Origin of the sequence: Hymenobacter endophyticus, from assembly GCF_032464715.1 — a bacterium.
Classification (GTDB): Bacteria; Bacteroidota; Bacteroidia; order Cytophagales; family Hymenobacteraceae; genus Hymenobacter; species Hymenobacter endophyticus.
This window is the reverse complement of the sequence record NZ_JAWDJT010000015.1, coordinates 23,269-48,914: the sequence shown is the minus strand read 5'-3', so window position 1 is coordinate 48,914 and position 25,646 is coordinate 23,269. Positions and strand designations below refer to the sequence as shown.

The 25,646-nt window shown below is 60.2% G+C and carries 24 protein-coding genes; 12 read left to right on the top strand and 12 right to left on the bottom strand.

The features are described 5' to 3' along the window. Positions 1 to 72: 72 nt before the first annotated feature. Both ROI90_RS18435 and ROI90_RS18430 read right to left on the bottom strand, forming a co-directional pair. Positions 73 to 1,002, bottom strand: a complete 930-nt coding sequence (locus ROI90_RS18435; RefSeq protein WP_315999753.1) for a hypothetical protein — start codon at positions 1,000 to 1,002, stop codon at positions 73 to 75. After that, positions 995 to 1,894 (bottom strand): DUF58 domain-containing protein, encoded by a 900-nt coding sequence (locus ROI90_RS18430; RefSeq protein WP_315999752.1) that lies wholly within the window; start codon positions 1,892 to 1,894, stop codon positions 995 to 997. Before ROI90_RS18430 ends, ROI90_RS18435 begins: the two co-directional genes overlap by 8 nt. Positions 1,895 to 1,931: 37 nt before the next feature. On the opposite strand from ROI90_RS18430, the gene ROI90_RS18425 reads away from it, so the two are divergent. After that, on the top strand, positions 1,932 to 2,318 hold the full coding sequence (locus tag ROI90_RS18425) for a DUF4296 domain-containing protein (protein ID WP_315999751.1): 387 nt from the start codon (positions 1,932 to 1,934) through the stop codon (positions 2,316 to 2,318). 85 nt (positions 2,319 to 2,403) lie between these two features. On the opposite strand, the gene ROI90_RS18420 is transcribed toward ROI90_RS18425, so the two are convergent. The 6 genes from ROI90_RS18420 to egtB form a co-directional block, all read right to left on the bottom strand. Further along, positions 2,404 to 2,736 carry a tRNA-binding protein gene (locus ROI90_RS18420; RefSeq protein ID WP_315999750.1) on the bottom strand — a complete coding sequence of 111 codons (333 nt, stop codon included), beginning with the start codon at positions 2,734 to 2,736 and terminating at the stop codon, positions 2,404 to 2,406. A gap of 168 nt (positions 2,737 to 2,904) precedes the next feature. Beyond that, entirely contained in the window at positions 2,905 to 3,468 is a 564-nt protein-coding gene (locus tag ROI90_RS18415; RefSeq protein ID WP_315999749.1) for a DUF922 domain-containing protein, read from the bottom strand. A gap of 84 nt (positions 3,469 to 3,552) precedes the next feature. Then, entirely contained in the window at positions 3,553 to 4,926 is a 1,374-nt protein-coding gene (locus ROI90_RS18410; RefSeq protein WP_315999748.1) for an MATE family efflux transporter, read from the bottom strand. 69 nt (positions 4,927 to 4,995) lie between these two features. Beyond that, positions 4,996 to 6,111, bottom strand: coding sequence for a pyridoxal phosphate-dependent aminotransferase (locus ROI90_RS18405; protein WP_315999747.1), 1,116 nt, complete (start codon positions 6,109 to 6,111; stop codon positions 4,996 to 4,998). A gap of 79 nt (positions 6,112 to 6,190) precedes the next feature. Beyond that, positions 6,191 to 7,210, bottom strand: a complete 1,020-nt coding sequence (egtD, locus tag ROI90_RS18400) for an L-histidine N(alpha)-methyltransferase (RefSeq protein WP_315999746.1) — start codon at positions 7,208 to 7,210, stop codon at positions 6,191 to 6,193. Positions 7,211 to 7,258: 48 nt separating this feature from the next. Continuing rightward, positions 7,259 to 8,560 (bottom strand): ergothioneine biosynthesis protein EgtB, encoded by a 1,302-nt coding sequence (gene egtB, locus ROI90_RS18395; protein WP_315999745.1) that lies wholly within the window; start codon positions 8,558 to 8,560, stop codon positions 7,259 to 7,261. A gap of 261 nt (positions 8,561 to 8,821) precedes the next feature. Between egtB and ROI90_RS18390 the strand changes: the two genes are divergently transcribed. The 8 genes from ROI90_RS18390 (at position 8,822) to ROI90_RS18355 (ending at position 17,839) form a co-directional block, all read left to right on the top strand. Beyond that, positions 8,822 to 9,055 carry a KGG domain-containing protein gene (locus ROI90_RS18390; RefSeq protein ID WP_315999744.1) on the top strand — a complete coding sequence of 78 codons (234 nt, stop codon included), beginning with the start codon at positions 8,822 to 8,824 and terminating at the stop codon, positions 9,053 to 9,055. A gap of 152 nt (positions 9,056 to 9,207) precedes the next feature. After that, on the top strand, positions 9,208 to 10,278 hold the full coding sequence (locus ROI90_RS18385) for an o-succinylbenzoate synthase (protein WP_315999743.1): 1,071 nt from the start codon (positions 9,208 to 9,210) through the stop codon (positions 10,276 to 10,278). Between the two features lie 111 nt (positions 10,279 to 10,389). After that, the gene (locus tag ROI90_RS18380; RefSeq protein ID WP_315999742.1) at positions 10,390 to 11,670 is read left to right on the top strand and encodes an aspartyl protease family protein; all 1,281 of its coding nucleotides are present in this window, start codon (positions 10,390 to 10,392) and stop codon (positions 11,668 to 11,670) included. A 107-nt stretch (positions 11,671 to 11,777) separates the two neighbouring features. Beyond that, a complete protein-coding gene (locus tag ROI90_RS18375; RefSeq protein WP_315999741.1) occupies positions 11,778 to 12,935 on the top strand; it encodes a lysophospholipid acyltransferase family protein in 1,158 nt (385 codons plus the stop codon). Positions 12,936 to 13,019: 84 nt separating this feature from the next. Continuing rightward, positions 13,020 to 13,955 (top strand): alpha/beta hydrolase, encoded by a 936-nt coding sequence (locus ROI90_RS18370; RefSeq protein ID WP_315999740.1) that lies wholly within the window; start codon positions 13,020 to 13,022, stop codon positions 13,953 to 13,955. A gap of 201 nt (positions 13,956 to 14,156) precedes the next feature. Next, a complete protein-coding gene (locus ROI90_RS18365; protein ID WP_315999739.1) occupies positions 14,157 to 14,663 on the top strand; it encodes a phasin family protein in 507 nt (168 codons plus the stop codon). Positions 14,664 to 14,849: 186 nt separating this feature from the next. Next, the gene (locus tag ROI90_RS18360; RefSeq protein WP_315999738.1) at positions 14,850 to 16,538 is read left to right on the top strand and encodes an ABC1 kinase family protein; all 1,689 of its coding nucleotides are present in this window, start codon (positions 14,850 to 14,852) and stop codon (positions 16,536 to 16,538) included. A 221-nt stretch (positions 16,539 to 16,759) separates the two neighbouring features. Continuing rightward, positions 16,760 to 17,839, top strand: coding sequence for a hypothetical protein (locus tag ROI90_RS18355; protein WP_315999737.1), 1,080 nt, complete (start codon positions 16,760 to 16,762; stop codon positions 17,837 to 17,839). A 110-nt stretch (positions 17,840 to 17,949) separates the two neighbouring features. Here the strand turns inward: ROI90_RS18355 and ROI90_RS18350 are convergent, their stop codons facing one another. Then, positions 17,950 to 19,686, bottom strand: coding sequence for a phospho-sugar mutase (locus ROI90_RS18350; RefSeq protein WP_315999736.1), 1,737 nt, complete (start codon positions 19,684 to 19,686; stop codon positions 17,950 to 17,952). Between the two features lie 254 nt (positions 19,687 to 19,940). Next, positions 19,941 to 21,074: a 4-hydroxyphenylpyruvate dioxygenase gene (gene hppD / locus ROI90_RS18345; RefSeq protein WP_315999735.1), complete on the bottom strand. Its 1,134-nt coding sequence runs from the start codon at positions 21,072 to 21,074 to the stop codon at positions 19,941 to 19,943. 200 nt (positions 21,075 to 21,274) lie between these two features. On the opposite strand from hppD, the gene ROI90_RS18340 reads away from it, so the two are divergent. The 3 genes from ROI90_RS18340 (at position 21,275) to ROI90_RS18330 (ending at position 23,015) form a co-directional block, all read left to right on the top strand. After that, positions 21,275 to 21,661 (top strand): hypothetical protein, encoded by a 387-nt coding sequence (locus ROI90_RS18340; RefSeq protein ID WP_315999734.1) that lies wholly within the window; start codon positions 21,275 to 21,277, stop codon positions 21,659 to 21,661. Positions 21,662 to 21,750: 89 nt separating this feature from the next. Further along, the gene (locus tag ROI90_RS18335) at positions 21,751 to 22,098 is read left to right on the top strand and encodes a DUF952 domain-containing protein (protein WP_315999733.1); all 348 of its coding nucleotides are present in this window, start codon (positions 21,751 to 21,753) and stop codon (positions 22,096 to 22,098) included. A 98-nt stretch (positions 22,099 to 22,196) separates the two neighbouring features. Beyond that, on the top strand, positions 22,197 to 23,015 hold the full coding sequence (locus tag ROI90_RS18330) for an ATP synthase subunit B family protein (RefSeq protein WP_315999732.1): 819 nt from the start codon (positions 22,197 to 22,199) through the stop codon (positions 23,013 to 23,015). A 56-nt stretch (positions 23,016 to 23,071) separates the two neighbouring features. Here the strand turns inward: ROI90_RS18330 and ROI90_RS18325 are convergent, their stop codons facing one another. Further along, the gene (locus tag ROI90_RS18325) at positions 23,072 to 23,596 is read right to left on the bottom strand and encodes a DUF2911 domain-containing protein (protein WP_315999731.1); all 525 of its coding nucleotides are present in this window, start codon (positions 23,594 to 23,596) and stop codon (positions 23,072 to 23,074) included. A gap of 103 nt (positions 23,597 to 23,699) precedes the next feature. After that, a complete protein-coding gene (locus ROI90_RS18320; RefSeq protein ID WP_315999730.1) occupies positions 23,700 to 25,616 on the bottom strand; it encodes an ABC-F family ATP-binding cassette domain-containing protein in 1,917 nt (638 codons plus the stop codon). Positions 25,617 to 25,646: the final 30 nt, after the last annotated feature.

The window sequence follows — 25,646 nt, the reverse complement described above, 5'->3', positions numbered from 1 at the left end:
AAGCGGAATCCGGACTTCCACCACTATGCCCGCTTGCCTCATCTGGAATAGCCTGTCATTCAACAGGCCATTTCAACTAGCCGCGTACACCTTCTGAAACTGCCGCTCGGCAAAGGTGCGCAGCAGCACAAAGGCCAGGTCAGTTTCCGATTCATCTTCCGAAACCTGGTTGCCGTAGATAACCCGGTCGGCCAGGCGCAGGGCTAGGCTTACATCGGCGTCGTCCTGGTAATGGGCCACAATTTCGCGGGTGGTCAGGCTGCTGATGTTGTTGTCTTCGAGAGCGGAGAGGTAGTTTTTCCAGAGCGTAATGGCCCGCTCCATGTTGGTAAGGGAACGGGATAGGGTAAAACGCTCTATGTGGCGGGCATACTGGGCCAGGAAGTACGCGTGGTTTTTGCGCAGGCGGTAGTGGCGGTACCGGCCCCGCAGGCTGCGCCGGAACCCCAGCACCAGCCCGCCTGCCAGCAGGAGCAACCCCGCCAGAGCTGCCAGCCAATACGGGTAGTTAAACCGAGCCTCTACGGGCAGCAGCCGCACGTTTTGGCGCAGTTGGGGCGCGCTGCCCACTACGGTAGTAGGTGCTACCGTGCGCAGCAGCCGTACCCGTGTTGGGGCAGTAGGCAGCAGCAGCGTGTCGCGGCCGCGCAGTAGGGTTACGGGCAAGCTGAGCACCTGCACCGAGTCGAGGCTGAACGTGCGCAGACGGTATACGGCCCTGTCCAGGCTGCGGCCCTGGCGGGTGCGGGTGGGCGAGTAGCGGCGGTCCACGTACTCAAAGGGTGCGAAGTTGGCCGCCGAATCGGGAAAGATGACGGCCAGCTCCGGCGCGTGCTCATACGTCAGCTCATACTCCAGCACCTCGCCCACGCGCACGCCGGCCCGCTGAAAACGGCCCCGGGGCAGACTGTCGGCTGAAGTTTGGGCGGCGGCGGTTAGGCTGGTAAGAGCCAGTACCACCGCTGCCAGCGCCGGGCGTAAGCTACTGCGCAGGTCAGCCACGGCCCCCGCGCTGGTTACGCCGCCGAAACAGGTTTACCAACTGCGGAACGAAGTCAGTATCAGTGGCAATGGACAGGTATTCGGTGCGGTGGCGGCGGCAGATTTGGCCAATCTGCTCCCGGTTCTGCTCGTAGGTGGCCCGGTACCGGTCCCGGAAAGCGGCCGAGGAGGTGTTTACCCACACCGTACGGCCCGATTCCTGGTCGTGCAGCGGAATAATGCCCAGGGGCGGAAACTCCTGCTCCCGCTTATCCAACAGCTGCAGCACCACCAAATCGTGCTTGCGGGCCAGCATCGTCAGCTCCCGCTCGTAGTCGGTGTCGATAAAATCAGAAATCAGCAGCACAATGGTGCGGCGCTTAAGCAGGCCCAGGGCCTGCTTGATACCCGCCGCCACGGCCGTGTGGCGGCTGCGCGGCTCCAGGGCAAACAGCCGCTTAATGAGGGCGTAGGCGTGGCGGGTGCCTTTGCCGGGCGCCAGATAGAACTCTTTCTGGTCGGAAAAGGCCAGCAGGCCGAGCTGGGCATCCTGGCGGGCGGCGGCCAGGGCCAGCACCCCGCAAATTTCGCGGCCCACATCCAGCTTGCGGCGGCCTTCAGCGCCTACTTGCTGGGAAGCACTTACATCGAGCAATAACACTACCTGCTGCTCTCGTTCTTCCTTGTAGGTTTTTACGAAGGTGCCGTGGCCCTTGCTGGATACGGCCCAGTCGATGGCCCGCACCTCGTCGCCGTACTGGTACAGGCGCACATCGTCGAACTCCAGGCCGGTGCCTTTGAATACGGAATGAAAATCACCCTGCAACTGTGCATCCACGGCCTTGAGGATGCGAATTTCCATCTGGCGGAGCTTGCGTACAAGTTGCTGGAAGGGCGAATCGGCAGGTTTCATTACGCCTAAACTACGGCTTCCTCCTAACTTTGCTACCGTGAAACGATATTCCCGCCGCGTACTAACCTGCCTAACGGCGCTGACTCTGGTAGTTACGGCCTGCCAGAAACCCGAGGAAGTGCCGGTGCCACCCCGCCTGCTGCCCCGGGAGAAAATGGTGAGCCTGCTCATTGAGCTGCACCTGCTGGAGGCCCGCACCGAAGCCGCCGCCCTGCCCCAGGACTCGGCCCGGGCCCTGTTTCGTCAGGCCCAGAAGGATTTGTACTGGCGCCACGAAATCGACGACTCCACCTTCGTGCAGAGTTACCGCTACTACGCCATCCACGACAAAGACCTGGACGATATCTACTCTACCGTGGTCGACAGCCTGTCCCTGCGCGAAGTGAAACTCACCACCTCCAGCACCCCGCCCCCGCACCCGTAAGGTGAAATGGCTGGTGAGTTTGCTGTTCTGCTAGCGCCATTCACACAGCCTGCAGCCTGAACAGTAAACTCACCATTTCACCACTTCATATCAGGCGGCTGCCATTGGGTACGGGGCCGGCCAGGGCGGTTAGTACGATGTGGCCCTCCGCATCGGGCAGGCCGGTAACCAGCACTTCCGACATGAACGGGCCAATTTGCTTGGGGGGAAAGTTGACGACGCACAGCACTTGCCGGCCCACCAGTTCGGCGGGCGTGTAGTGGTGGGTTATCTGGGCGCTGGACTTCTTGAGCCCGATTTCCGGGCCTAAATCCAGGAGCAGCTGGTAGGCCGGCCGCCGGGCTTTGGGGAATTCCCGAGCCTCCAGAATGGTGCCGGCCCGGATGTCTACTTGTTCAAATTCAGCCCAGGTAAGCATTCGTAAGTGAGTAAAGGAGCGAATGAGGGAAGCCGCTATGCCAGTGACGCGGACACGGCAATATGCATCACCCGAGCAACAACCCCAAGTTGCGAAGCCGGCTGCTGCCTGGCTTCAGACCCTAAACTGAATAAGAAAACTCACTCATTCGCTCCTTTACTCACTTACCTACTGCAGCGCAAAGGCCTGGGTTTGTACCAGGCGTTGCTGCACCTGCTGCTCCCAGGCCTGCTGGCGGGCCGTGTTGAGGCCGTGGTTAGATTCCTGGTCGTAGCGGGCTTCCTCGCGCTGCCAAGCCAGAAAGGCCGCCTTGGTAATATTGCCGAAGGCCGGCTGCAGGTGCTCACAATCCAGCTTCAGGAGGCTGAATTTCTGCCGCAGCAAGCGGGCGTGCAGCTCCGTCAGGTCGAAGTGTAGCTGCTCGTGGCGCAGCAAAGCCGGCGTTGCCCGGGCCGCGTTGCGCACCCACGACTCGGAGGGCGTGAAAACGGCCTTCACCTGCGCCGAAAACTGGTAATCAACGCAACCCACCTTGGCATCAATAGTGGAGGAGGTAAGGGCCTCCAGGCGGTCGGTATTGGGCCGGGCCTTAAAGTCGTCCCAGGTGAGGGGGCGGTTGGCGCTCCAGGCCAAAGGCGGCAGTTTGGCCGGAGCCTGGGCCGGTGCAGTAACTGGGGTAGCGGAGGCAGATAACAGGCTAAACAGCCAGAGCGGGGCGAGAGAAAACAGCATGCGGCGCTACAAGTGAGCAGGTAGAAGGCAAGGTCAGACGTAGAAGCTACGGAGCAACAACCAGACCAGCGGCCCGGTAGGCGCTTAACGTGCAGCCAGGGCGGGTTCGTTCACTGAGGCCGGCAGCCCTATGCGGCGGTTGCGGAAGCGCACCAGCAGCACGCCCGCCACCAGCGTAAGGCCAGTGAGTAAGCCTATCCACACGCCGGTAGCGCCCCAGCCCAGCCGGAAACCCAGCACGTAGCCCAGCGGCAAAGCCACAACCCAGTAGGCCAGCAGGGCTACCACCGAGGGCACTTTTACGTCTTCCAGCCCGCGCAGGGCGCCCAGCCCCACCACCTGCACGCCGTCCGAAATCTGAAAGGCTGCCGCAATAAGCAGCAGCCCCGCCGCCTGTTTTACCACGGCCGGGTCGTGGTTATAATACTGCGGAATATGGTGGCGGGCCAGAATCAGTACCAGCCCCATCAGGCTCATAAAGGCAAAGGTGATGAGGTAGGCCATAAAGCCCGCTTGCCGGGCCCCAACTCCGTCCTGTGCGCCCATGTACTTACCCACCCGAATGGTAGCGGCGGCAGCAATGCCGCTGGCCGCCATGTAGGTAACGGAAGCCACGTTAATGGCAATTTGATGGGCGGCTTGTTGGGTGATACCCAGCCAGCCCATCATCAGGCCGGCAAAGCTGAAGGCCCCCATTTCAAAGGTCATTTGTACGCCGATGGGCGCGCCCAGGCCCAGCAGCCGGCGCAGGCCCGCCGCATCGGGCAGCAGGTTGAGGGCGGCGGCCTGGCGGTAAGGGCGCAGGCGCACAGCCAGCAGTACGTAGGCGGCCATCAGTATGGCCATGAGTACGCGGGCAATAAAAGTAGCCCAGGCGGCCCCCATCATGCCCATTTCCGGCATACCCAATTTTCCGAATACCAGCCCGTAGCACAGCACCGCGTTGAGCACGTTAGCCTGCACCGACAGCAGCATAGCCTGGCGGGTAAGGCCCAGCCCTTCGGCAAACTGCTTGAAGCCCTGGAATACCATGAGCGGCAGAAAGGAGAGGAACATCACGCGCACCCAGGGCGTGGCCAGCTCCACCACCGGAGCGGGCTGGTTGAGGTGGGGCAGGATGAAGGGAACCAACAGGCCAAACAGGGCCAGGACTATTCCCGCCAGCACGCTCAGCCACACGCCGTTTACCAGCAACCGGCCCAGCAGGGGTACGTCGCGGCGGCCGTCGGCGGCGGCTACCAGCGGCGTGATGCCCATGGTCGTGCCCAGGCCCAGCATCATCACCACCGTACTCACGTTCACGCTCAACGATACGGCCGCCAGCGGAATCTTACCGGTTTGGCCTACCACCATACTGTCGCACACGTTCACTAGCACATGGCCCAGCTGGCTTAGCATAACGGGGTACGCCAGGCTGAGCGTAGGAATCAGATGAGCACGGAAGGCGGAACGGGACATAGCAACGCGGGAAAAACCGCCGCAAAGGTACGAGGAAGTACGCCTCTTATGGGGCCCCGCAGCACTGCTTCACCCAACCAAGTTTGGCTCCAGCTGCCGCAATGCTGTGCTCAAGCGGTTCAGTGCCTCGTGCAGCACCGGCTCGGGCACCGCGTACGAGAGCCGCACAAAGCCGGGCGCACCGCAGTGGCTGCCATCCACTACCTCCAGCCCCGCCTGCCGCAGGTGCTGCACCAGTTGCTCAGCTGCCGCTTGGGGCGTGGGGGCCGGTGGTAGGTAAGCCCGCAAATCAGGGAAGACGTAGTAGGTGGCTTCCGGCACTACCAACGGCACGCCGGGTAAAGTGGCTAGGTGAGCCAGCATGAGGGCCCGGTTGGTGTGTAGCTGACTAACCAACCCACTGGCTACACTGGCGGCAGCCTGCGTAACGGCCAAGGCCGCGTGCTGAGCTGGCACAGCTACGGCCCCGCCGGTAGCATGCAGCCGGGCGGCGCACTGCCGGGCCAGCGGCTCGGGGGCTACCAGGTAACCTACACCCCAGCCAATGAGAGCCAGGGACTTGCTGAAGCCATTGACCACCAAATGCCGGCCCCGAAGGTCCGGAAATTCCAGCAGGGAAGGCGTGGGCTTACTGGCAAAACTGATCAGGTCGTATATCTCGTCGCTGAGCAGGTAGAGGTCCGGAAAATCCTGGGTGACGGTTAGCAGAGCCGCCAGTTCCTCTGGCTGGTATACGCGGCCGGTGGGGTTGCTGGGGTTGGAAAACAGCAGGAGCCGAGTACGTGGCGTGAGGGCGGCCCGCACCTGCTCGGGGTGCAAAGTGTAGCCATCAATGGAGGAAAGCGGCAATTCCCGCACTACGCCCCCGGCCCGGGTAATTAGTTCCCAGAACCCAAACCAGTTAGGCGTGGGCAGCAGTACCTCATCACCGGGCCGCAGCACGGTAGCTAGCAGCAGCGACAGAGCAGCTTTGGCACCGGGTGTTATCACCACCTGTTCGGGTGTTACGCTAGTGCCTTCCAACTGCTGATACCGGCCGGCAATGGCCTCCTGCAACAGGGGCAGCCCCGCTGCCGGAACCACCGGTAGCTGCCCGGCCTGAATACTCCGAATAGCCGCTTCGGCAGCTACTGCCGGGGTAAGGAATGTGCCGTAGCCGGAGGCAAGGCTAAGAATTTCGGGCATATCTGAGAAGCCGACAAAGGCAGCCACTAGGCTTCTTTGTATTGTACACCGTTAAGATTGAATAAGCAGGAACCCCGTATCAGGCAGGTTGCAGCAGCACGTCGGCGAAGAAATCCTGCTCATCCGTGAAAATCTGCTGCACGTGCAGGCCCGCTTCCCGCGCCAGGGCTGTAATGGCAGGGCGGGTGAACTTGTAGGAATTTTCGGTGTGAATCATTTCCCAGGCGGCAAACTCCACCTGCCAGTCCAGGGCGGTAAACTGTACCGTTTGGGCCCGGGTGCTCACCAGGAATGAGCGTACTGCTCCGCTCATCGGGTCATAATCGGTATAGTGCTGCCAGTGGCCCAGGTCGAAGTCGGCACCCAGCTCCCGGTTGAGGCGGTGCAGCAGGTTAAAGTTGAACGCCGCCGTGACGCCCTGCTCATCATCGTAGGCCGCCCTGATCCGGCGCGGGTCCTTCTGCAAATCAAAGCCCACCAGCAGCCGGTCGTCGGGGGTGAGGGGGCGGGCCAGGTTACTGAGAAAAGCGTGGCGGTCTTCGGGGAAGAAGTTGCCGATGTTGGAGCCCAGAAACAATACGGCTTTGCGGCCGGGCCGGCTGGCCATCAGGCGTAGCGCGTCGGCATAATCAGCTACCACCGGCTCCACGCGCAACGCGGGCAGCTCGGCCCGCAGGCTGGCCGCCAGCCCATCCAGAGCCGCCTCCGAAATGTCAACCGGCACGTAGGTAAACCGGGCGTTGCTCTCCAGCAGCTGGCGCAGCAGAATCTTGGTTTTCAACCCGTCGCCGGCTCCCAGCTCCAGCAGAAAGAAATGCTCATCGGGGTTTTGGGGACGCAGGACCTGACCAATGGCGGCCTGGTGGCGGGTAAGCAGGGCAAACTCGGTGCGGGTGGGGTAGTACTCGGGCAAGGCCATAATCTGCTGAAACAGCCGGCTACCTTCATCATCGTAGAAATACATGGACGAAAGTGCCTTGAACGGCTTGCTCAGGCCGGCGCGTACATGCTGAGCCAGGTCGGGGCTGAAGGTGGGCGTAGGGGGCGGGGTAGTTTCGGTGGACATGGAAGGGTGGGGCGCGAACGGAAAGGCAGACATGAAGGGAGCGTGACGGGAAGACAAGCGGTGAGTAAGCGGAGCGCCAGCTCAGCGGGCCAGACGGATACCCGTGAACTGCCAGCGCTTGTCGGCCTGGAAAAAATTGCGGTAGGTGATGCGAATATGGCTTTCCGGAGTAGCACAGGAGCCACCCCGCAGCACCAGCTGGTTGATCATGAACTTGCCGTTGTACTCACCCAAAGCACCGGCGGCCCGCTGGTAGCCGGGGTAGGGGTGATAGGCCGAGTAGGTCCATTCCCAGGCTTCGCCCAGCAGTTGGTGGCACTGGTCGGCGGGGGCGTTAGGGGCCAGCGGCTGCGGGTCGAGCCGGTTGCTTTCCAGGAAGGTGCCCCCGGTGGTGGTGGGCTGAAACTGCCGGGCGGCAATTTCCCACTCCTGCTCAGTGAGCAAACGGTGGCCGCGCCAATGGGCGTAGGCGTCGGCCTCGTAAAAGCTGACGTGGGTAACCGGGGCCGCCAGGTTCACGGGTTGCAGGCCGCTGTGCGTGAAGCGGTGCCAGCGGCCCTCCTGCAACGTCCAGTACAAAGGTGCTTCCCAACCCTGCTGCTGCACCAAGTCCCAGCCCTCACCCAGCCAGTACCGGAAGTCCCGGTAGCCGCCGGCTTCCATAAACTCCAGGTACTCGGCGTTAGTTATTAGGCGGTTCTGCAGCTCGAAGTCGGCCACGTAAGTATCGTGCGGGGCCTGCTCATTGTCAAAGCAGAAACCTTCTTCCTGAAACCCGATGCGGTGCACCCCGCCCGCTACCGGCAGCCAGCTAGCCGGCGGTACGGTTGCCGCCGGCTCCGGGGCCGGGGCGGGCTGGTAAGCCGGGGCCAGGGGGCTGGTGCTCAGGATGTATTTTATATCGGTGGCCAGTAGCTCCTGGTGTTGCTGCTCGTGCTGCAGGCCCAGCTCAAACACCTCCCGCGCCGCTGCCGGCAAGCCGCCACCCTGCGCGAGCAGGCGTTGCATGTGCTCATCCACGTAAGCCCGGTACTGGTACACCTCGTGCAGGGCCGGCCGCGAAAGGGTGCCCCGGTCGGCGCGGTTCACACGGGAGCCCAGCGAGTTGTAGTAGGAGTTAAACAGAAAGGCGTAGTCTGGGTGGAAAACGGTGTAGCCCGACAGATACTCCCGCAGCAGAAATGTTTCCCAAAACCAGGTAGTATGCGCCAGGTGCCACTTGGGCGGACTTACATAAATGACCGGCTGCACCACAGTGTCTTCGGGGAGCAGGGGGCGGCACAGGGCTTCTGTTCGGTGCCGGATGGTGGTGTAGCGGCCCGCCTCGGGAGCCGCAACGGCAGAAACAGGTGAGGCAAAGGCAGGCGCTGGAGAAGCGGACATGGGCAGGGAATGTATCAGGAGCTATACTGCATAACGCGAAACCGGAGCAGTAGTTTTTGGCGCTTACCTTAACAAGAAGCAGGGCGCCGAAGGAAACCGTACTGCTCAGTACATATACGGACTAGCTCATCAGTACAAAGTGGTATTTTAAACAAATAAGCCGGTATTCAGGGCCCAAAGTCGGGATAAAGAGCAACATTCCACCGTACCAGGACGACATTGCCAGCAGTTGACCTTTCCATTCCAATCAACCAACCCGCTATGAACGCCAAGCAAACCACTCGGGCTACTCCCGAAACGCCCGTAACCAAGCGCCCCCGTGGCTTCGCTGCCATGGACGCCGCCACCCAGCGCCGCATTGCCAGTGAAGGCGGCCGCGCCTCCCACCTGAGCGGCCGCGGACACCGTTTTACCTCAGAGGAAGCCCGTGCAGCCGGCCGTAAGGGGGGCCAGGCTAGCCGCGGACGTGGCACTCAGGGCACCGCCGCAGAATAACGCCTCCTCTGAGTACGACGACGGGCCTGGTTTTGCCGGTTCTGTCGCTTAGTGCAGCGCCGCTGCCAGCCGGGTTCTTCCGGCCGGCAGCGGCGTCTGCGTTTTCCGGTGGCGCGTATATTGCCATCTGCCCACCTTCCTGCCCTTATCTTATGCTGCAGCTGCGCTACTCCCGGCGTGATTTACGCTTTACCTTCCCGGCCCGCACCTCCCGAGGAGCCCTCACCCAGCACTCGGCCCATTACCTGCACCTGCAGCACACCCAGCAGCCCCACGTGATAGGCTTGGGCGAAGCCGCCCCCCTGGCTGGCCTCAGTCCTGACCACCGCCCCGATTTTGAGGCTACCCTGGATGGCTTTGTGCGGGAGTTTAACCGGCGGCAGCTCCGGGAGTTGCTGCCCCAGGAGGCCCTGGAGTTGGTTGGCCCTGAGTGGCCGGCCCTGCGCTTTGCCCTCGAAACGGCCGCCCTCGACTGGCAGCACGGCGGCCGGCGCCAGCTCTATGACACGGCCTTCAGCCGGGGCGAGGCCGGTATTCCCATCAACGGATTGGTATGGATGGGCGACGCGGCTTTTATGCGCCAGCAAATAGAGAAGAAGCTGGCCGAAGGCTACACGTGTTTGAAGCTGAAGATTGGCGGACTCGATTTTGCCACCGAACTAGCCATTCTGGCCGAAATACGGGCTGTAGCCGGGCCCGAGCACCTCACCCTGCGCGTAGATGCCAATGGTGCTTTCGGGCCCGAGGAGGCCCTGGGCAAACTGGAGCAGCTGGCCCGCTTTGAGCTGCACTCCATTGAGCAGCCCATTCAGGCGGGGCAGTGGCCCCAGTTGGCCGAGGTTTGCCGCCAGTCGCCGGTGCCGGTAGCCCTGGATGAGGAGTTGATTGGCCTGACGGAGCCCGCCCGCCAGGAGGAGCTGCTGGCACTAACCAAACCGGCCTATATCATTCTGAAGCCTACCCTGCTGGGCGGGTTGCAGGCCAGCCGGCACTGGATGCGCCTGGCCGAAACCCATAGCATCAGCTGGTGGCTCACTTCCGCCCTGGAGTCCAATGTGGGGCTGAACGCCATCAGCCAGTTGGCGGGCCTGTGCGCTACTCCTGGTTTTCCGCAGGGGCTGGGCACCGGGCAGCTCTACCACAACAACGTAGCGTCGCCGCTGCATATCCAGGGTGGGCAGCTGTTCTATGATGGCCACAGCCAGTGGGAGAAGCTGGAGTAAGCTCGGAAATAAACAGCTGCAACTTTCTTTAAAAACAGGAATATTTCTTGTTTGGAGAAGCGTAAATAGGGAGCATTTTCAGTAAATTACCAGGGTACTTCTACGCTGGTTATGGTGCTGAAAATGCGCGTTCTGCTGCTGTTTGCGGGCTGGGGCCGGGTGGCCGGGTGCCTGCTGCTGGCAGTTGGGCTGTGCGTAGGCTCGGCGCAGGCGCAGCCGGAAGCGTTTCGGTTTGCCAAAGCCGGTGCCCGGCAGGTAAAGCTGCCCTTCCTGCTGCAGCGCAACCTGATTGTGGTAGAAGCCTGGCTGAACAACAAGGGGCCGTATAACTTTCTGCTGGATACGGGTATTGGCACTTCCCTCATCACCGACCCCTACGTGGGGCAGGAGTTGAATGTAGCCTTGCAAGGCCGGTTTTTGGTGGCCGGGGCCGGGGAGGAGCGGCCCCTGGAGGCATTTAGGATACCCTCGGTGGCCGTGCGCGTTTCCAACGCTATTGAAGCGCCTAATCTGCCCTTTCTTATCTTATCGGAGGATGTGCTGAACCTGTCGGGCTACGTGGGTATGCCTATTCACGGCCTGTTGGGCGCCGATGTATTTCGCAGCTTTGTGGTAGAAATTGACCCGGCTGAGCAGCAGCTTACCTTTCGCAGCCCAACCCGCTACGCTGCGCCGCGCGGTAAACGATGGGCCCGCATTCCGCTGGATATGGAAGGCCGCAAGTCGTACGTAACCTTGCCGGTACAGCTGAGTGCCTCGCTCACGCTGCCCCTCCGGCTGGTGCTGGATACCGGGGCCGGCCACGCCCTTTCCCTGGAAACCACTTCTGATGAACGGCTGGCCCTGCCCGAAACCCGCCTGCGCACGCCCCTGGGCCGGGGTCTGAATGGCAACATCAACGGCTATCTGGGCCGCGTAGCGGCCCTGCAGCTGGGTCGCTACCGCATGCCGGCCCTGCTTACCTCCTTCCCCGATGCCGCCGATGTAGCCCACCGCGCCGATGCACCCCGCAACGGTAACCTGGGCTTTGAGCTGCTCAAACGCTTCAATGTCATCATCGACTACACGCATAATGTGCTGCTGCTCCGGCCCAACGTGATGTTCAAGGAGCCCTTCGAGCATGATATGTGCGGCTTTGATGTGCTGGCTCTGGGGCCTAGTTACCGACGCTACAAAGTGCTGCGCATTGAGCCAGAGGGCCCGGCAGCTCAGGCTGGCATTAAAGCCGGAGACGAAATCATGTCGGTAAACTTAATTCCGGCCGAGTTCCTTTCATTGAACCAGCTCAACCGGATGCTGCACTCCGAGGATGGCCGGGCCTTGCTCTTCGTGCTCCGCCGCCCCGATGGGGAGCTGTTTAACACCACTGTGCGCCTGAAGCGGCAGATTTAGACGCATAGCGTGCTGGTGGCGCAACCCCGGAGTAAACAAAAGCAGTACATTAGAAGCGCCGCCATTCAGCGGGTTTCGTCCCATCTGCCGTTCTGCCTGCCCCACTCATGGCTCACCCACCCGCTGCCTTGCCCCAGCCGCCCCCCGCCATTCTGGCCAATCAGCACATCTACTCCGACCATTTCGATGAGCAGTTTGTGGAAACCCTGGACCGGAATATTCTGCAGCTCCTGGATCGGGTGTGGTTTCGCTCAAAGCTGGTGGGTTTCGAAGAGTATCCGCAGCGCAATAACCCCGAGCGCCCCTTGATTTTCGCCTCCAACCACTCGGGTATGGCCTTCCCCTGGGATGCTATGGTGGCCCTCTCGCATTTGTGGCGCGTGCTGCCCGACCTGCGCGACCTGCCCCGGCCGCTGTCGGCGCCCATGCTCTCCCAGTCGGCCCTGATGAACCCGTTTCAGGTGCAGGACTTTTGGAAGCGCTGCGGCTGCGTGGATGCCACCACGCTCAACTTCGAGACGATGATGTACTACAACGACCACAACCTGATGCTGTACCCCGAGGGGGTGCCCGGCATTGGGAAGGGGTTCAACAATAAGTACCGGCTGCAGCGCCTGGCCACCAGCACGGTGCGCATGGGCATCCTGCACCGCACCGATATCATCCCGTTTTACACCATCAATGGCGAGTACCTCAACCCCTACACCTACAGCTGGGAATGGGTGAACCGGCTAAGCAAGAAAGTGGGTATCCCATTTATTCCGATGGGGCCCGTAATTCTGTTGGTGCTGTTGCAGCCGTGGTTTTTTTACATGGCTTTCCCGGCCAAGCTCACCTTTGTGTTGGGCTCCCGCATCAAGCCCTACGAGCTAACCAGCAAAACCACCGACGAGCTGACCCGCCCCGAATACGAGGACCTCTCCAACCAGGTGCGTGCCCGCATGCAAACGGAAATGGACGCCGCCGTGCGCCAGTACGGGCAGCACCCTTATCAGTGGAAGGAGCTGTGGCAGCGCATCAAGGAAAACTGGCGGTACTTCCCGTTTTTCCTGCCCTGGGCCTGGCCCGCGCTGTTCCGGGAGTTTGAGCGCCAGTACATGCGCAACGGCCGCCGCGACTTCGACCTGGATTTGCGCAGCCCCGGTACGTACTGGCGCATGTTGTGGCGCAACCCGTTCACCCTTACCTTCTTTATCCCCGTATTAGGCTGGATTCCCATTGCTATTCGGGGCTACAAAGGCCACCGGCTTGGCCAGAATAAATAGGTTTCCGGCTGCTTCTGCTGCCGCGGCCCTAGTACCAGCAGTACCCGTCGCTCTGTTTGCCTCCTCCCGTCTACCATTCCCACCATGCCTTCTACCCAACATCTGCTCCTAAAGCAGCTCCTGACGGCCGGTACCGGCCCGCTGGCCCGCCACCGACCCCGGCTGCCGGCCATGCGGCTAGCCTTTGAGTTGATGTCCTTCGGGCAGCTGATGCCCTGGAACGTCTTTCTGGAAGATGCTGATATTGAGGGGATGCCTGCCGAGTGGGTACGGCCAGCCGGGGCCGATGCCAGCCGGGTAGTGCTGTACCTGCACGGCGGGGGCTACGTGCTGGGCTCCCTGAATACGCACCGGGCTTTGGTGGGTACGCTGGCCCAGCGCTGCGGCGTTACGGCGCTGGCTATCAACTACCGCAAAGCACCTGAGTACCCATTTCCGGCCGCCCTCGATGATGCTCGTTTGGCTTATCACTGGTTGCTCAGGCAGGGCTATGCCCCGGCCAATATTATGGTGGCCGGCGACTCGGCCGGCGGTGGCCTGGCGCTGGCATTGCTCCTGACGCTCCGCGATGCTGCTGAGCCGCTGCCGGCCGCCGCCATCGGCCTCTCTCCCTGGACGGATCTGCTCTTGCCGGTTGGCAAGGTGCGGCGGGTAGCACAGGAGGAAAGCCAGGTACTGGAAGCCTTGGAAATCAGAGGCTGGGGCCCGCTATACGCGGCCGAAACCCCGCTGGCACACCCGCTCCTCTCGCCCGTGCAGGCCGATCTGGGGGGGCTGCCTCCACTGCTTATCCAGATTTCTGATGCCGAGGTGCTCGGCGACGATGTGCAGCGCTTTGCCGCCAAAGCTCGGGCCGCTGGTACCCCCATTACCCTGCAGGTGTTTGAAGGACTGGTACACTGGTGGCACTTGTTCTGGCGCTTTCTGCCCGAAGCCCGCACCGCCCTCGATCAGGTGGCCGCGTTTACGCGACAGGTATGGGCTGAGGCGGCGCTACCCGCTTCCCGGCAAGCGGCCTGAACGGCGAAAGTAGATCAAGCAAAGCTCTTTACTCGCTAAAAAGCGGACTGGAAAAGAAAAATATATACTCAGGCTCAACTATATAATAGGGTTTTCGTAGGTTTGCTGAAAGTAGTATGCTTGCATACTACTTTGCTGGTTTGCTGTTTTTACGCTTTCGTTGTACTTCATTCTCACCCTTACTTCTAACTACCCAGTTTCATGGAAGATCTGTTTAAAAAGTTCATAAACGCCGGCGTCGGCTTCGTGTCGCTCACCAACGAGCGGGTACAGAAAAGCATTGATACCCTGGTGCAGGAAAGCAAGTTGTCGGAGCAGGAGGGTGCCAAAATCATGGACGACCTGAAGAAGAATACCGATGCCAAGCGCAAGGAACTGGAAAAGCAGGCCCAGGGCCTAGCTGCCCGGCTGCTGAAAACGGTAGGGGTTGCCCCTAATGCTGATGTGGAGGAGTTGAAGCGCACCGTGAAAGGCTCGAAGGCATCGGGCGCGGCGGCTACTCCTACCAAGAAGGCCTCCGCCGCCAAAACGGCCGCTCCGGCCAAAAGTGCTACTGCTAGCACCGCCAGCAAAGCGGCCGGCACCGTGAAAAAAGCCGCTACGGCTACTGGCACGGCCGCTGCCAAAACCCAGAAGGCTGCTGCCGGCAAAGCTGGCGCTGCCAAGTCGGAAAGTGCTGGTGCCGGATCGGCAGAAAGCAAGTCCTAAGGAATATCTGCTCGTTTTTTTAAAAAGCTCCGTCCGTGGCACAGCGGGTGGAGCTTTTTTATGCGCTTATTTCGCAGATTGAGGCGTGTATTCTGTAGCCTAACTATTAGTTAGTGCCTGAGTAGCCCGGAGCAGGTTGCCCATCTGTACCACGGAATTCGCCTCCCTTGCTTAAACTCGTGCTTCATGTTCAAAAATACCATCTCCAACCTCACGCGCATCCGGCAGGTAGCCGAGGTACTGATCCGGTACGGATTTGAGGATGTGGTGACGAGTACGGCCCTGCGGCGCCTGGTGCCCAACAGCCGGCGGCGCTCCTGGCAGGAGGGGGAGCAGGCGGTGTTTGAAACCACCCGCTGGCAGCGCATCCGCATGATTATTGAGGAGTTGGGACCCACTTTCATTAAGTTGGCCCAAGCCCTGAGCAACCGCGCCGACCTGCTGCCCGAGGCCCTGATAGATGAGTTTGAGAAGCTGCAGAGCAACGTGCCGCCGTTTCCGGTGGCTCAGGCCCGGCGCATTATCGAGCAGGAGCTGGGCCGGCCGCTGGAGGAGGTGTTCAGCGAGTTTGAGGAAGTACCGCTGGGCTCGGCCAGCATTGGGCAGGTGCACGGCGCGCGCCTGCTCACGGGCGAGAAAGTGGTAGTGAAAGTGCAGCGCCCCGATGTGCAGGAAAAAGTGCGCACTGACCTGAGCCTGCTGCACGAGTTGGTGCGCCTGACGGCCCCCTTCCTGCGCCGCCAAGGCCTGAGTAACCCCCAGGATATTGTGGATGCCTTCGAGCGGAGCATGACCAAGGAGCTGGACTACACCTCGGAGGCCCGCAGTATGGAGCAGTTTCGCAAGCTCTACGAAGACTACGACTCGTTTTACATTCCGCGGCCGTACCGGGAGCTGAGCACCAACCGCATCCTGGTAATTGAGTTTGTGAGCGGCTGCAAAATCACGGATAAGTCCCAACTGCTGGAATGGGGACTAAGCCCGGAAAAAGTAGCCGAAACTGGCATGGACATCTACCTGACCCAGATATTTGAGTTCGGGGCCTTCCACGCCGACCCCCACCCCGGCAACGTGCTGGTGCGCCCCGATGGTACCCTGGTGCTCATTGATTTTGGGATGGTGGGCCGCCTCACGCGCCAGCAGAAATACGCGTTTGCCGGCGTGTTTATCGGTATGGCCCGGCAGGATGCCCGCAGTATGGCCCTCAACTTCCGCCGTCTGGCCATTACCTCCGAGATACCCGATATGCGCGCCTTCGAGGCCGACCTCAGCCAGCTGATTGAGGATTTTGCCTTGCTGGACGTGAAGGAGATGAGTATGTCGGACCTGGCCGACGCCTTGCAGGGCATCATCTACCGCTACAAGCTGCAGGTGCCCGGGGCGGTATTTCTTATTCTGCGGGCCCTGGTGATTCTGGAAGGCATTGGCAAGGTGCTACACCCGCGCTTCAACACGTTTGAGTTTGTGCGGCCGTATGGGGCCCGCATTGTGGGCGAGCAGTACTCCATGGAAAATATCCAGAGTGAAGCGCTGTATACGGGCACCCAGCTGCTGGCCTTGCTGCAAACCCTGCCCACCGACGTGCGCCAGATCATGCGCAAAATTTCCCGCGGCGACCTGCGGGTGCGGGTGGAGCTGAGCGGCTACCAACTGCTGCTACGTAAAGCCGACCAGCTGGTGAGCCGCAGCATACTGGCCGCCATTACGGTGGCCGTTATCCTGTTTGCGGGGCTGAGTTTGCTGGGGCACTACTCGCCGGCTATGCCCTACTACAACGGGCTGCCGGGCATCACCTGGTGGAGCATTTCGGTAGCGGTGTTTCTGGTGCTGCTGCTGCTGCTGCTGGATGGCCGCCGCGAAAAGCGGCGGGAGTAGCGCAACTGGCGCAAATCCGCAGGAATGGGTGCCGTTTTATTCAAACTGGAAAGTCTGATGGAAGTTGCCTTGATAGGTGCTTAACGGTGTTTGGGGCGGGGTTTTCGGTGGTAACTACCGGGCTGTTGAAAGTCGGATAACGCGGAGTTCAGGTCGGCAATGCATGCCGGATCAGCGCAACTTGCCGACGCTTACACCACAACCCGTAGGCGTACTTTCACATGGCACTTCGTCTAACTCTTGCCGCATGCAGCTCCATCCACCGGTTTGTGCTGAGTGCTTTCCTGGTCGGCTCAGTTCTGGTTGCTCAGGCCCAAACCACCGACGACCAGGAATCCTACGAAACCCAGAAGCGTCTGAGTGTGGGCGTCACAAAATACGCCGAGGCGCGGGCGACCCTCACCGGCTTCATTCGGAGCCGGGCGACGCGGGTGCAGAAGCAGGAGGAAACCCCCGAGCAGCTCACCGCCGAGTTCAGCCTGCCCACCCGCGAGCTGTCCCGCCTGGACTCCCTGACGGCAACGCTGGGCTATGTGCTGGAAAACAACCTTAACGCCCGCAACCTCGCCCCGCGTTTGCAGGAGTTGCGCACTCTGGAGCAAGCTGAGGCCACTCAGCTTGCCCGCGCCGAAACCCGTCTGCGTGACCCCAAGCTTACCAAGCAAGAGCGGGAAGACGAGCAGGAAAGTGTGGCCCGCCATGAAACCCGCTTGCAGCAGCTCCGGCAGCAGCAGCAGCAATTGATCAGCCACCAGGGGCAAGCCCATGTGACGCTCCGGCTGTTTGATGAAATCAGCTTCCCGACCGGGAACCGGCGCGTGAGCTTCGTGAACATGCCGGGAGTGGAGTACGCCTACCTGCGCCTCGATAACCCCAAACTGGGCCTGACCAGCCCGGCCTACCAGGGTTACGCCATCAAATACCTGTTTACCCGGGGCAAGAGCTACTTCAACCTGGGCGTGTACAAACCCACCACGACCAACAAGACGGATTCGGCCTTCGTGAATGAGCTGTTCGTCATCAACTTCGGGCAGGATTTTTACCCGCGGAACTTTGGGCGGGGCCGCCGCCGCTACCTCAACCTGTATACCAGCTACCAGGTGGGCGGCTTCATCCTCAACCGCAACGACGACCAAAAGAATGACTTCATCCCCAACCTCAACCTGGGCCTGGGGGTGGAGCTGATCAAAACCCGCCACATTCTGCTCGATACCAAGGCCAGCTACTTCGTGCCCCTTAACAGCCGCAGCCGCGACCTGCGCGGGTTGCTAGGTCAGGCCTCGTTCAATTTTGTGTTTTAGTCACGAATGTTGATAGAGGATGCGCAGTAGCTTAAGTTGGGGTAGTTATAAAACAATAAGAGCCGCCACACTCAGTGTAGCGGCTCTTATTATCCTGTCAACTCAGAAAACTATTTCAGCTGCATGTCGTCGATGATGCGCTGGATTTTTTCGCCGGCCAGCTTGTCGGCCAGGTCGAAATCAACGGCGGATTTCAAGGGTTGCCGTACGCTGAAGTAGAACTTGATTTTGGGCTCGGTGCCGCTGGGACGGGCGGAAATCTTGCTGCCGTCTTCCAGAATGAACTGGAGCACGTTGGAGCTTTCCAGGCCGGTTTCGGTTTCCAGGTTAGTGCGCAGGTCGCGGATGCGGCCGGTTTTGTAGTCGCGCAGCTCCGTTACGGGCAGGCCGGCAATAATGCGGGGCGGGTTGGCCCGCAGCTCCGCCATCATTTCCTGAATTTCCTCGGCCCCGCGCTGGCCTTTTTTGGTGAGCGAAATCAGGTGCTCTTTGTAGAAGCCGTAGGTGCAATACATCTGCACCATTTCCTGGTACAGAGTGCGGCCGTGGTCCTTGGCTACGGCGGCCATTTCCGCTAGCAGGGCGCAGGCCGAAATAGCGTCTTTGTCGCGCACGAAGTCGCCAATCATGTAGCCGTAGCTTTCCTCGCCGCCCCCGATATAGTTCTGCTGGCCTTCCAGGTCGCGGATAATGCCGGCAATGTACTTGAAGCCGGTGAGCGTCTGGTAGGCCTTTACGCCCTGCTGGCGGGCAATATCGCCCAGCACGTCGCTGGTGACAATGGTGTAGACAATGAAGTCCTGGTCGGTGGTTTTGCCGGCCTGGCTGCGGGCCGAGAGCAGGTAGTGCGTGAGCAGGGCGGCCGTTTGGTTGCCGTTTACCAGTACCCACTCGCCGTGGTTGTTTTTCACGGCAATACCCACGCGGTCCGAGTCGGGGTCGGTGGCTAGTACCAAGTCGGCGTCGAGGGTTTTGGCCTGGTCTAGGGCCATCTGCATGGCTACTTTCTCCTCCGGGTTCGGCGACTGCACGGTGGGGAAATTACCATCGGGCGTGGCCTGGGCCTCTACGATGTGTACGTTGGTGAAGCCCAGCTGGGCCAGGGCCGGGGGCACCATGGTAATGCCGGTACCGTGTAGTGGCGTAAACACAATTTTAAGATCGTGCTGGCGCTCAATAGCGGCGGGGTTGATGCTCAGGGCTTTTACCTGGGCCAGGTAAGCCGCGTCCAGCTCCTGCCCAATCAGGTGAATGCGCGAATTATCGGCCTCGAAGCGGACATCGGCAACGGACTGAATGGCCTCTACCTCCCGGATGATGTTCTTATCGTGGGGCGCTACTACCTGAGCCCCGTCGTTCCAGTATACTTTGAAGCCGTTGTACTCCTTGGGGTTGTGGGAGGCCGTAACTACGCAGCCGCTCTGGCAGCCCAGGTGGCGGATGGCAAACGACAGCTCGGGCGTGGGCCGCAGGGCTTCAAACAAGTACACCGTAATGCCGTTGGCCGAGAAGATGCCAGCTACCAGCTCGGCAAACAGCCGGCTGTTGTTGCGCGAGTCGTGGGCCACGGCCACTTTAATTTCCTGGCCCGGAAACGACTGCACCAGGTAATTGCTCAGGCCCTGGGCCGCCATTCCCAGCGTGTAGCGGTTCATGCGGTTGGAGCCCGCGCCCATGATGCCGCGCAGCCCACCGGTGCCAAACTCCAGGTTACGATAAAACGCATCCGAGAGAAAATCTTCCTGGTTTTGAGCCTGCAGGTTCCGGATTTCGGCGTGGGTGTCGGGGTCGTAGCTGTCGGTGAGCCAGGAGCTGATCTTGGCTTGAATGTCGGGCGTGAGGGCCATGGGATGGTGCTTTGGGGGATAAACTGAGTTCAGAGAACGGGAGTAAAGAAAAGAGGTTTTCCCGTCATTGCGGGTAGGCAACGAGTAGTTAGGTTAAAGCTAAAAGCTAGTTCCCCTCCTTGAAAAGGAGGGGCTAGGGGTGGTTGATTGTTGCTGAACGATGATTAGAACTAGCTCTAAAACTTGTTCTGCCGTTCATCAACCACCCCTGGCCCCTCCTTTCTAAGGAGGGGAACTAGACTTTAAAATCCTGCTTATAGGTTGCCGCGCAGGGCCTGCTCCCGTTCAATGGCTTCGAACAGGGCTTTGAAGTTGCCTTTGCCGAAGCTCTTGGCGCCTTTGCGCTGGATGATTTCGTAGAACACGGTGGGGCGGTCCTCTACGGGCTTGGTGAAGATTTGCAGCAGGTAGCCTTCCTCGTCCCGGTCTACCAGCAGGTTCAGGTCACGGATGCTATCCAGGTCCTCGTCGATGTGGCCCACGCGCTCCAGCAGGTCGTCGTAGTAGGTGTTGGGCACCTGCAGGAACTCCACGCCCCGGCGGCGCAGCTCCGTTACCGTCTGGCGGATATCGTGGGTGAGCAGGGCCATGTGCTGCACGCCGGCGCCGTGGTAGAAGTCGAGGTATTCCTCAATCTGGCTCTTTTTCTTGCCTTCGGCGGGCTCGTTGATGGGGAATTTCACGTAGCCGTTGCCGTTGGAAACTACCTTGCTCATCAGGGCGGAATACTCGGTGCTGATGTCGTCGTCGTCGAAGGTGATGAGCAGCTTGAAGCCCATTACGTCCTCGTAAAACTTCACCCACTCGTTCATCTGGCCCCAGCCCACGTTGCCCACGCAATGGTCCACAAATTGCAAGCCCACGGGCGCACCCTGTGGCACGTTGCTGGTTTTGGCCACGAAGCCGGGCAGGAAAGGACCCGAGTATTTGCTGCGCTCCACGAAGGTGTGGATGGTTTCGCCGTAGGTGTAAATGCCGGCCATGGTCACCTCCCCGTGCTCATCCGATACGGTGTAGGGCTCGAAGGCGGGCTTGGCGCCGCGCTTGGTGGTTTCCTCGAAGGATTTGCGGGCGTCGTCCACCCACAGGGCCATTACCTTCACGCCGTCGCCGTGCTGGGCTACGTGGCGGGTAATGTCGGAGTCGGGCAGCAGGGAGGTGGTGAGCACCAGCCGGATTTTGTTCTGCTGCAGCATGTAGCTGGCCCGGTCGCGCTGGCCGGTTTCGGGGCCGGCGTAGGCTACCAGCTCAAAGCCAAAGGCCGCCTGATAAAAGTAGGCCGACTGCTTGGCGTTGCCCACGTAAAACTCCAGGTAATCAGTGCCGTTGAGGGGCAGAAAATCGTGGGCGGGATGGGCCTGTACGGCCGGCGAGGTCATGGTTTCCATATGGGAATGGCTTGGGTGGCGGGTGGATAGTTGACTGGGGTAAAAATACTGGTTTGGGCCAAATGATTCCCGCTGAAGGTCAACGATTCAAGAAAGGCAAGCCAAAACCGGCGCGGAAACGTATGTAGAGCAAACCCGGAGGCGCGGGAAACTGCCAATTCCTCCCCACCTTTGCACCTTAACCTACTACTTCAACTAGTATGAATTCGGAAGAGCTGAACCGCGCCCTGGTGGCCCTCATCGAGAAGAAAGCCGAGCTGCACAAGCTCACCTATGACGATGCCCGCTACGACGATGTAGAGGAAGAGCTACACGACCTCGAAGACGATTTCAACGACGAATACGGCGCTTTCTTGGAAGCCGCCCTGGAAAAAGTACACTCCGACCTGGGCTCCGACACCGACGTGCTGCTGCCCACGGCCTACCTGCCGGTAAACACCAGCGGTACGCCCACACCCAAAGAGGGCGTCTGGATTGACTCCGAAAAATACTCCGGCAAAGAGGCCCGCCTCACGCTGGTGCCTAACCCCATCCGCCTGGTGCTCACGGTAGGCAAAGCCGTGCAGCAGGAAGTGTGGAAAGCCTAAATCAGCGCTAAAAAATAAAAGGTGACACGTCAGGAGTGTATGCTTCATAAGGAGCTTCTACTTTTGACGTGTCACCTTTTTCTTTTTGTATGCTCTACCGCATTGCACAGCCCGCCGACTGGTACCAAGCGCAGGAAACTGGCTTTTTTGAAAGTGCCGATTTAGCCGCCGAGGGGTTTATTCATGCTTCCGAACTGGTTCAGGTGTTGGAAACAGCCCGGCTATACTACCGGGCCAGCCCCGGAGCGGTGCTGCTGGAAGTGGACGAAGCTGCTTTGGAAACTGCCGGAATCCGGGTGGAGCGGGAATGGGCCGAGCGTCGCCAGGCGTACTTTCCGCACGTATTCGGGCGCATTCCGCTGGCGGCAGTGCGGCGTTTCTGGGCATTTCCGGTGGCCGATGATGGCGCCGCCCAACTGCCTGTTGAAATAAATTGAGCAAAATTGGAACTATTCTTGCAACGGCACAATCAGCGGCCGGACCATCGGTTGGTCCGGCTGTTTCTGTTACCATCTATTCCTCTTATTCAACGCTCATGATTACCTCTACACGTCTGTTTTCTATGCTATTAACCGGAATGCTGGCCCTGCTCTTATCCGCCTGCGGGGCCAGCACCTTCCTGGCCGTGGAGCCAGCCCAATCCAACGGCCCCTGGGTAAACGGGCATCCCACCAGCGTAGTCAGCCACCCCGATAGTGTGTACGTGCGCGCCGGCTTCATTCAGGCTGATGACAACGAGCTGGTGTTCGAAGTGGCCTACCTGAACTATTCCGACAAGCCGATTCTCATTGCTCCCAAGACCTTCTATTACATGGCTGTTCCCGATACGCTGGCCGACAGTACCCGCGTGCCGACTCAGTTCTTCGAAGCCCGCCGCCTGGCCGCCGACCCGGAGGTGCGCCTGGGCCAATTGCAGGCCAAACTGAAGGAGCATGAGCGCAAGGCCGATAACGTGAGTTGGTTTGAAATCCTGACCAGCGCAGTGAACATTGCTGAAGACGTATCCAGCATCAAGAAAAAGGAAACCGACCAGCAGATAGCGGAGCGGGAAGCCCGCCACCAGGACAGTCAAGCCTTTTTCGACAACCAGCGTCTCGACCACGCCGAGCAGGCAGATCATCTGTACTCCCAAACTACGGCGCTAGAAGTGGTGGTGCTGCGCAAGAACACGCTGGAGCCCGGCCAGGGGCTGCGTGGTCAGGTGTTTTTCCCGCGCATGGATGTGGCGCGCAAGCTGCGACTAGTGGTATTCTTTGATGAACGGCCGGTGCAGTTCACCTTTAACCAAACGCTGCGGGGCACCCGGCAATACCAACCCGCCCCCGCCGCCGTAGCTCAAACGCAACCGCACTAACGTAAAAAAGGCCAGCAGATGTATCTGCTGGCCTTTTTTATGCTCTTGCTGGCGGGCTATTTCAGCCCAACCAATACTTCCTGGTTTTCCCAGCGCAGAATCAAACCTTGGGGCGTTACCTCGTACACCAGCCGCTCGGCCATGCTGGGGGCTTTGCGCGGGGTGGCCATTACGCGCAGGGCATCTTGCTTTTCATCATATTTGAAAGCGCCCCACTGCTTGGCCGTTTTGTTGAAAATGATGGTCCACTGCTTCTCCGTGGGAAGTACGAACAGCGCGTAGGTGCCGGCAGGTAAGGATTTGCCTTCTACAGTCAAAGGTTGGTCGGTGGTGAAGGTGGTGGCCTCGTTGGCGCCGGCTCGCCATACCTGGCCGTAAGGCACCAATCCGCCCCAGATGGTGCGGCCCTTCACGGCGGGGCTGCTGTAGGCTACCGTAACGGTGGCTTTGCCAATTTTGCCGGTAGCCGTAGCCGCCGGGCTGGGTTTTTCCTTGGCAGCGTCCTGAGCCTGGCTGTGGCCGGCCCAGAGGATACCGACGAACAATAGCACCAGCACGCGGAAAAGACGGAGGTTTTTCATAATGTGGGAAGGAGAGTGGTGAAAAAAATACCCAGCCCCCGAGTAGGAGGCTGGGTAAATTACAAAGTCGGGACCAATTGGTTTCGGCGTCGGCTTAGAGAGCTTATACAAAGTCGGCCAGTTCCAGCCAACGCATGCCTTTATCGTCGAGGGCTGACTCGGTGCGTTTCAGCTCGGCGGCCCAGTCGGCCAGCTCCTGGTGGGAACCGCTGCCGGAGTTGAGCTTCTCAATCAGCTCTTCTTTCCGGGCTTCCAGCTTTTCGATTTCCTTTTCCAGGGTTTCGTACTCCTTTTTCTCGGCGAAGGTAGCCTTGCGCTTGGGCGGTGCGGGTGGGGAAGGAGCGGGTACTGGGGCAGCGGCTACGGCCTTAGCAGTGGCGCGGGCGGCTTTGGCTTCCTTCTCGGCGGCTTCCAAAGCGGCTTCGGTTTCGCGCTCCGCCAAGTATTCGCGGTAGTCAGTATAGTTGCCGGGGAAGTTGAGCACGGCCCCACCGGGCTCCAGCACAAACAGGTGCTCGGCCAGCTGATCAAGGAAGTACCGGTCGTGGCTGACGATGAGCAGGCAGCCGGAGAAGTGCAGCAGGAAGTCTTCCAGAATATTCAGTGTCCCGATGTCCAGGTCGTTGGTCGGTTCGTCGAGAATCAGGAAGTTGGGGTTCTTGATAAGCACGCGCAGTAGCTGCAGCCGGCGCTTCTCGCCCCCGCTCAGCTTGCTGACCAGCGTGTACTGCTGGGCCGGCGGAAACAGGAACAAACTCAGGAACTGGCTGGCCGTCAGCACGTCGCCGTTGGCCAACTCCACCACCTCAGCCACTTCTTTCACAATGTCAATTACCCGCTGCGAAGGGTCGAATTCCAGTTCCGTCTGGGTGTAGTAGCCAAACACGGTGGTCTGGCCCACGTCTACGGTGCCGGAATCGGGCTTGAGCTTGCCGGTGAGCATGTTGAGTAGCGTGCTTTTGCCCGCGCCGTTGGGGCCCACCAGGCCAATGCGGTCCTTTTTCTTGAATACGTAGCTGAAATCATCCAGCACTACGTTCTCCCCGAAGGCCTTGTTGAGGTGGCTGGCTTCGATGATCTTGCCGCCCTGACGGGTGGTTTTCACGCTCAGCTCCACCTGCTGCTTGCTCAGGTTGGTACTGGCCTTCTCCTTGGTTACGTAGAAGGCGTCGATGCGGGCTTTCTGCTTGGTACCGCGGGCCTGGGGCATGCGGCGCATCCATTCCAGTTCCTTCTTGAATAGCTGGCGGGCCTTCTCCACTTCGGTGGCCTGGCGCATTTCCCGGTCGGCCTTTTTCTCCACGAAATAGGCGTAGTTGCCTTGGTAGCGGTACATCTGGCCTTTGTCCAGTTCCACAATTTCGTTGGCGACTTTATCCAGGAAGTACCGGTCGTGGGTCACCATCAGCAGCGTCAGGTTTGGCGACGACAACCGGTTTTCCAGCCACTCAATGGTGGCCAGGTCCAGGTGGTTGGTTGGTTCGTCGAGCAGCAGCACGTCGGGCTCCTCGATGAGCACGCGGGCCAGGGCCACGCGCTTGCGCTGCCCGCCCGACAGCATGCTGATGTTGCGGGTCAGGAGCTCACCCAAAATGCCCAGGCGGCTCAGAATCTGCTGCACCTGCGCCTCGTAGTCCCAGGCGTTGAGGGCGTCCATGCGCTCCATCACCCGCTGCAGGTCGTCGGGGTTGTGGTTGGGGTCGTTTACTACGTGCTCGTACTCCTTGATGGCCTTGAGCGTGTCGTTCTGGCTGGCGAAGATGGTTTCTTCCACCGTCAGCGTTTCGTCGAAGTTGGGGTTTTGGCCCAGGTAGGTTACCCGAATGCCCTTGCGCACGCTCACCTCACCGGTATCGGGCGGCTCGATGCCGGCCAGCACCTTCATCAGGGTAGTTTTACCAGTACCGTTGATGCCCACAAAGGCCACGCGCTGGCCCTGCTGCAGACCAAAGTTCAGCTCCTTAAACAGCCAACGGTCGGCGTAATTTTTTCCGAGGTTCTCGGCAGATAGCAAATTCATGCTACAAAGGTACACTGTGGTGAAATGGTG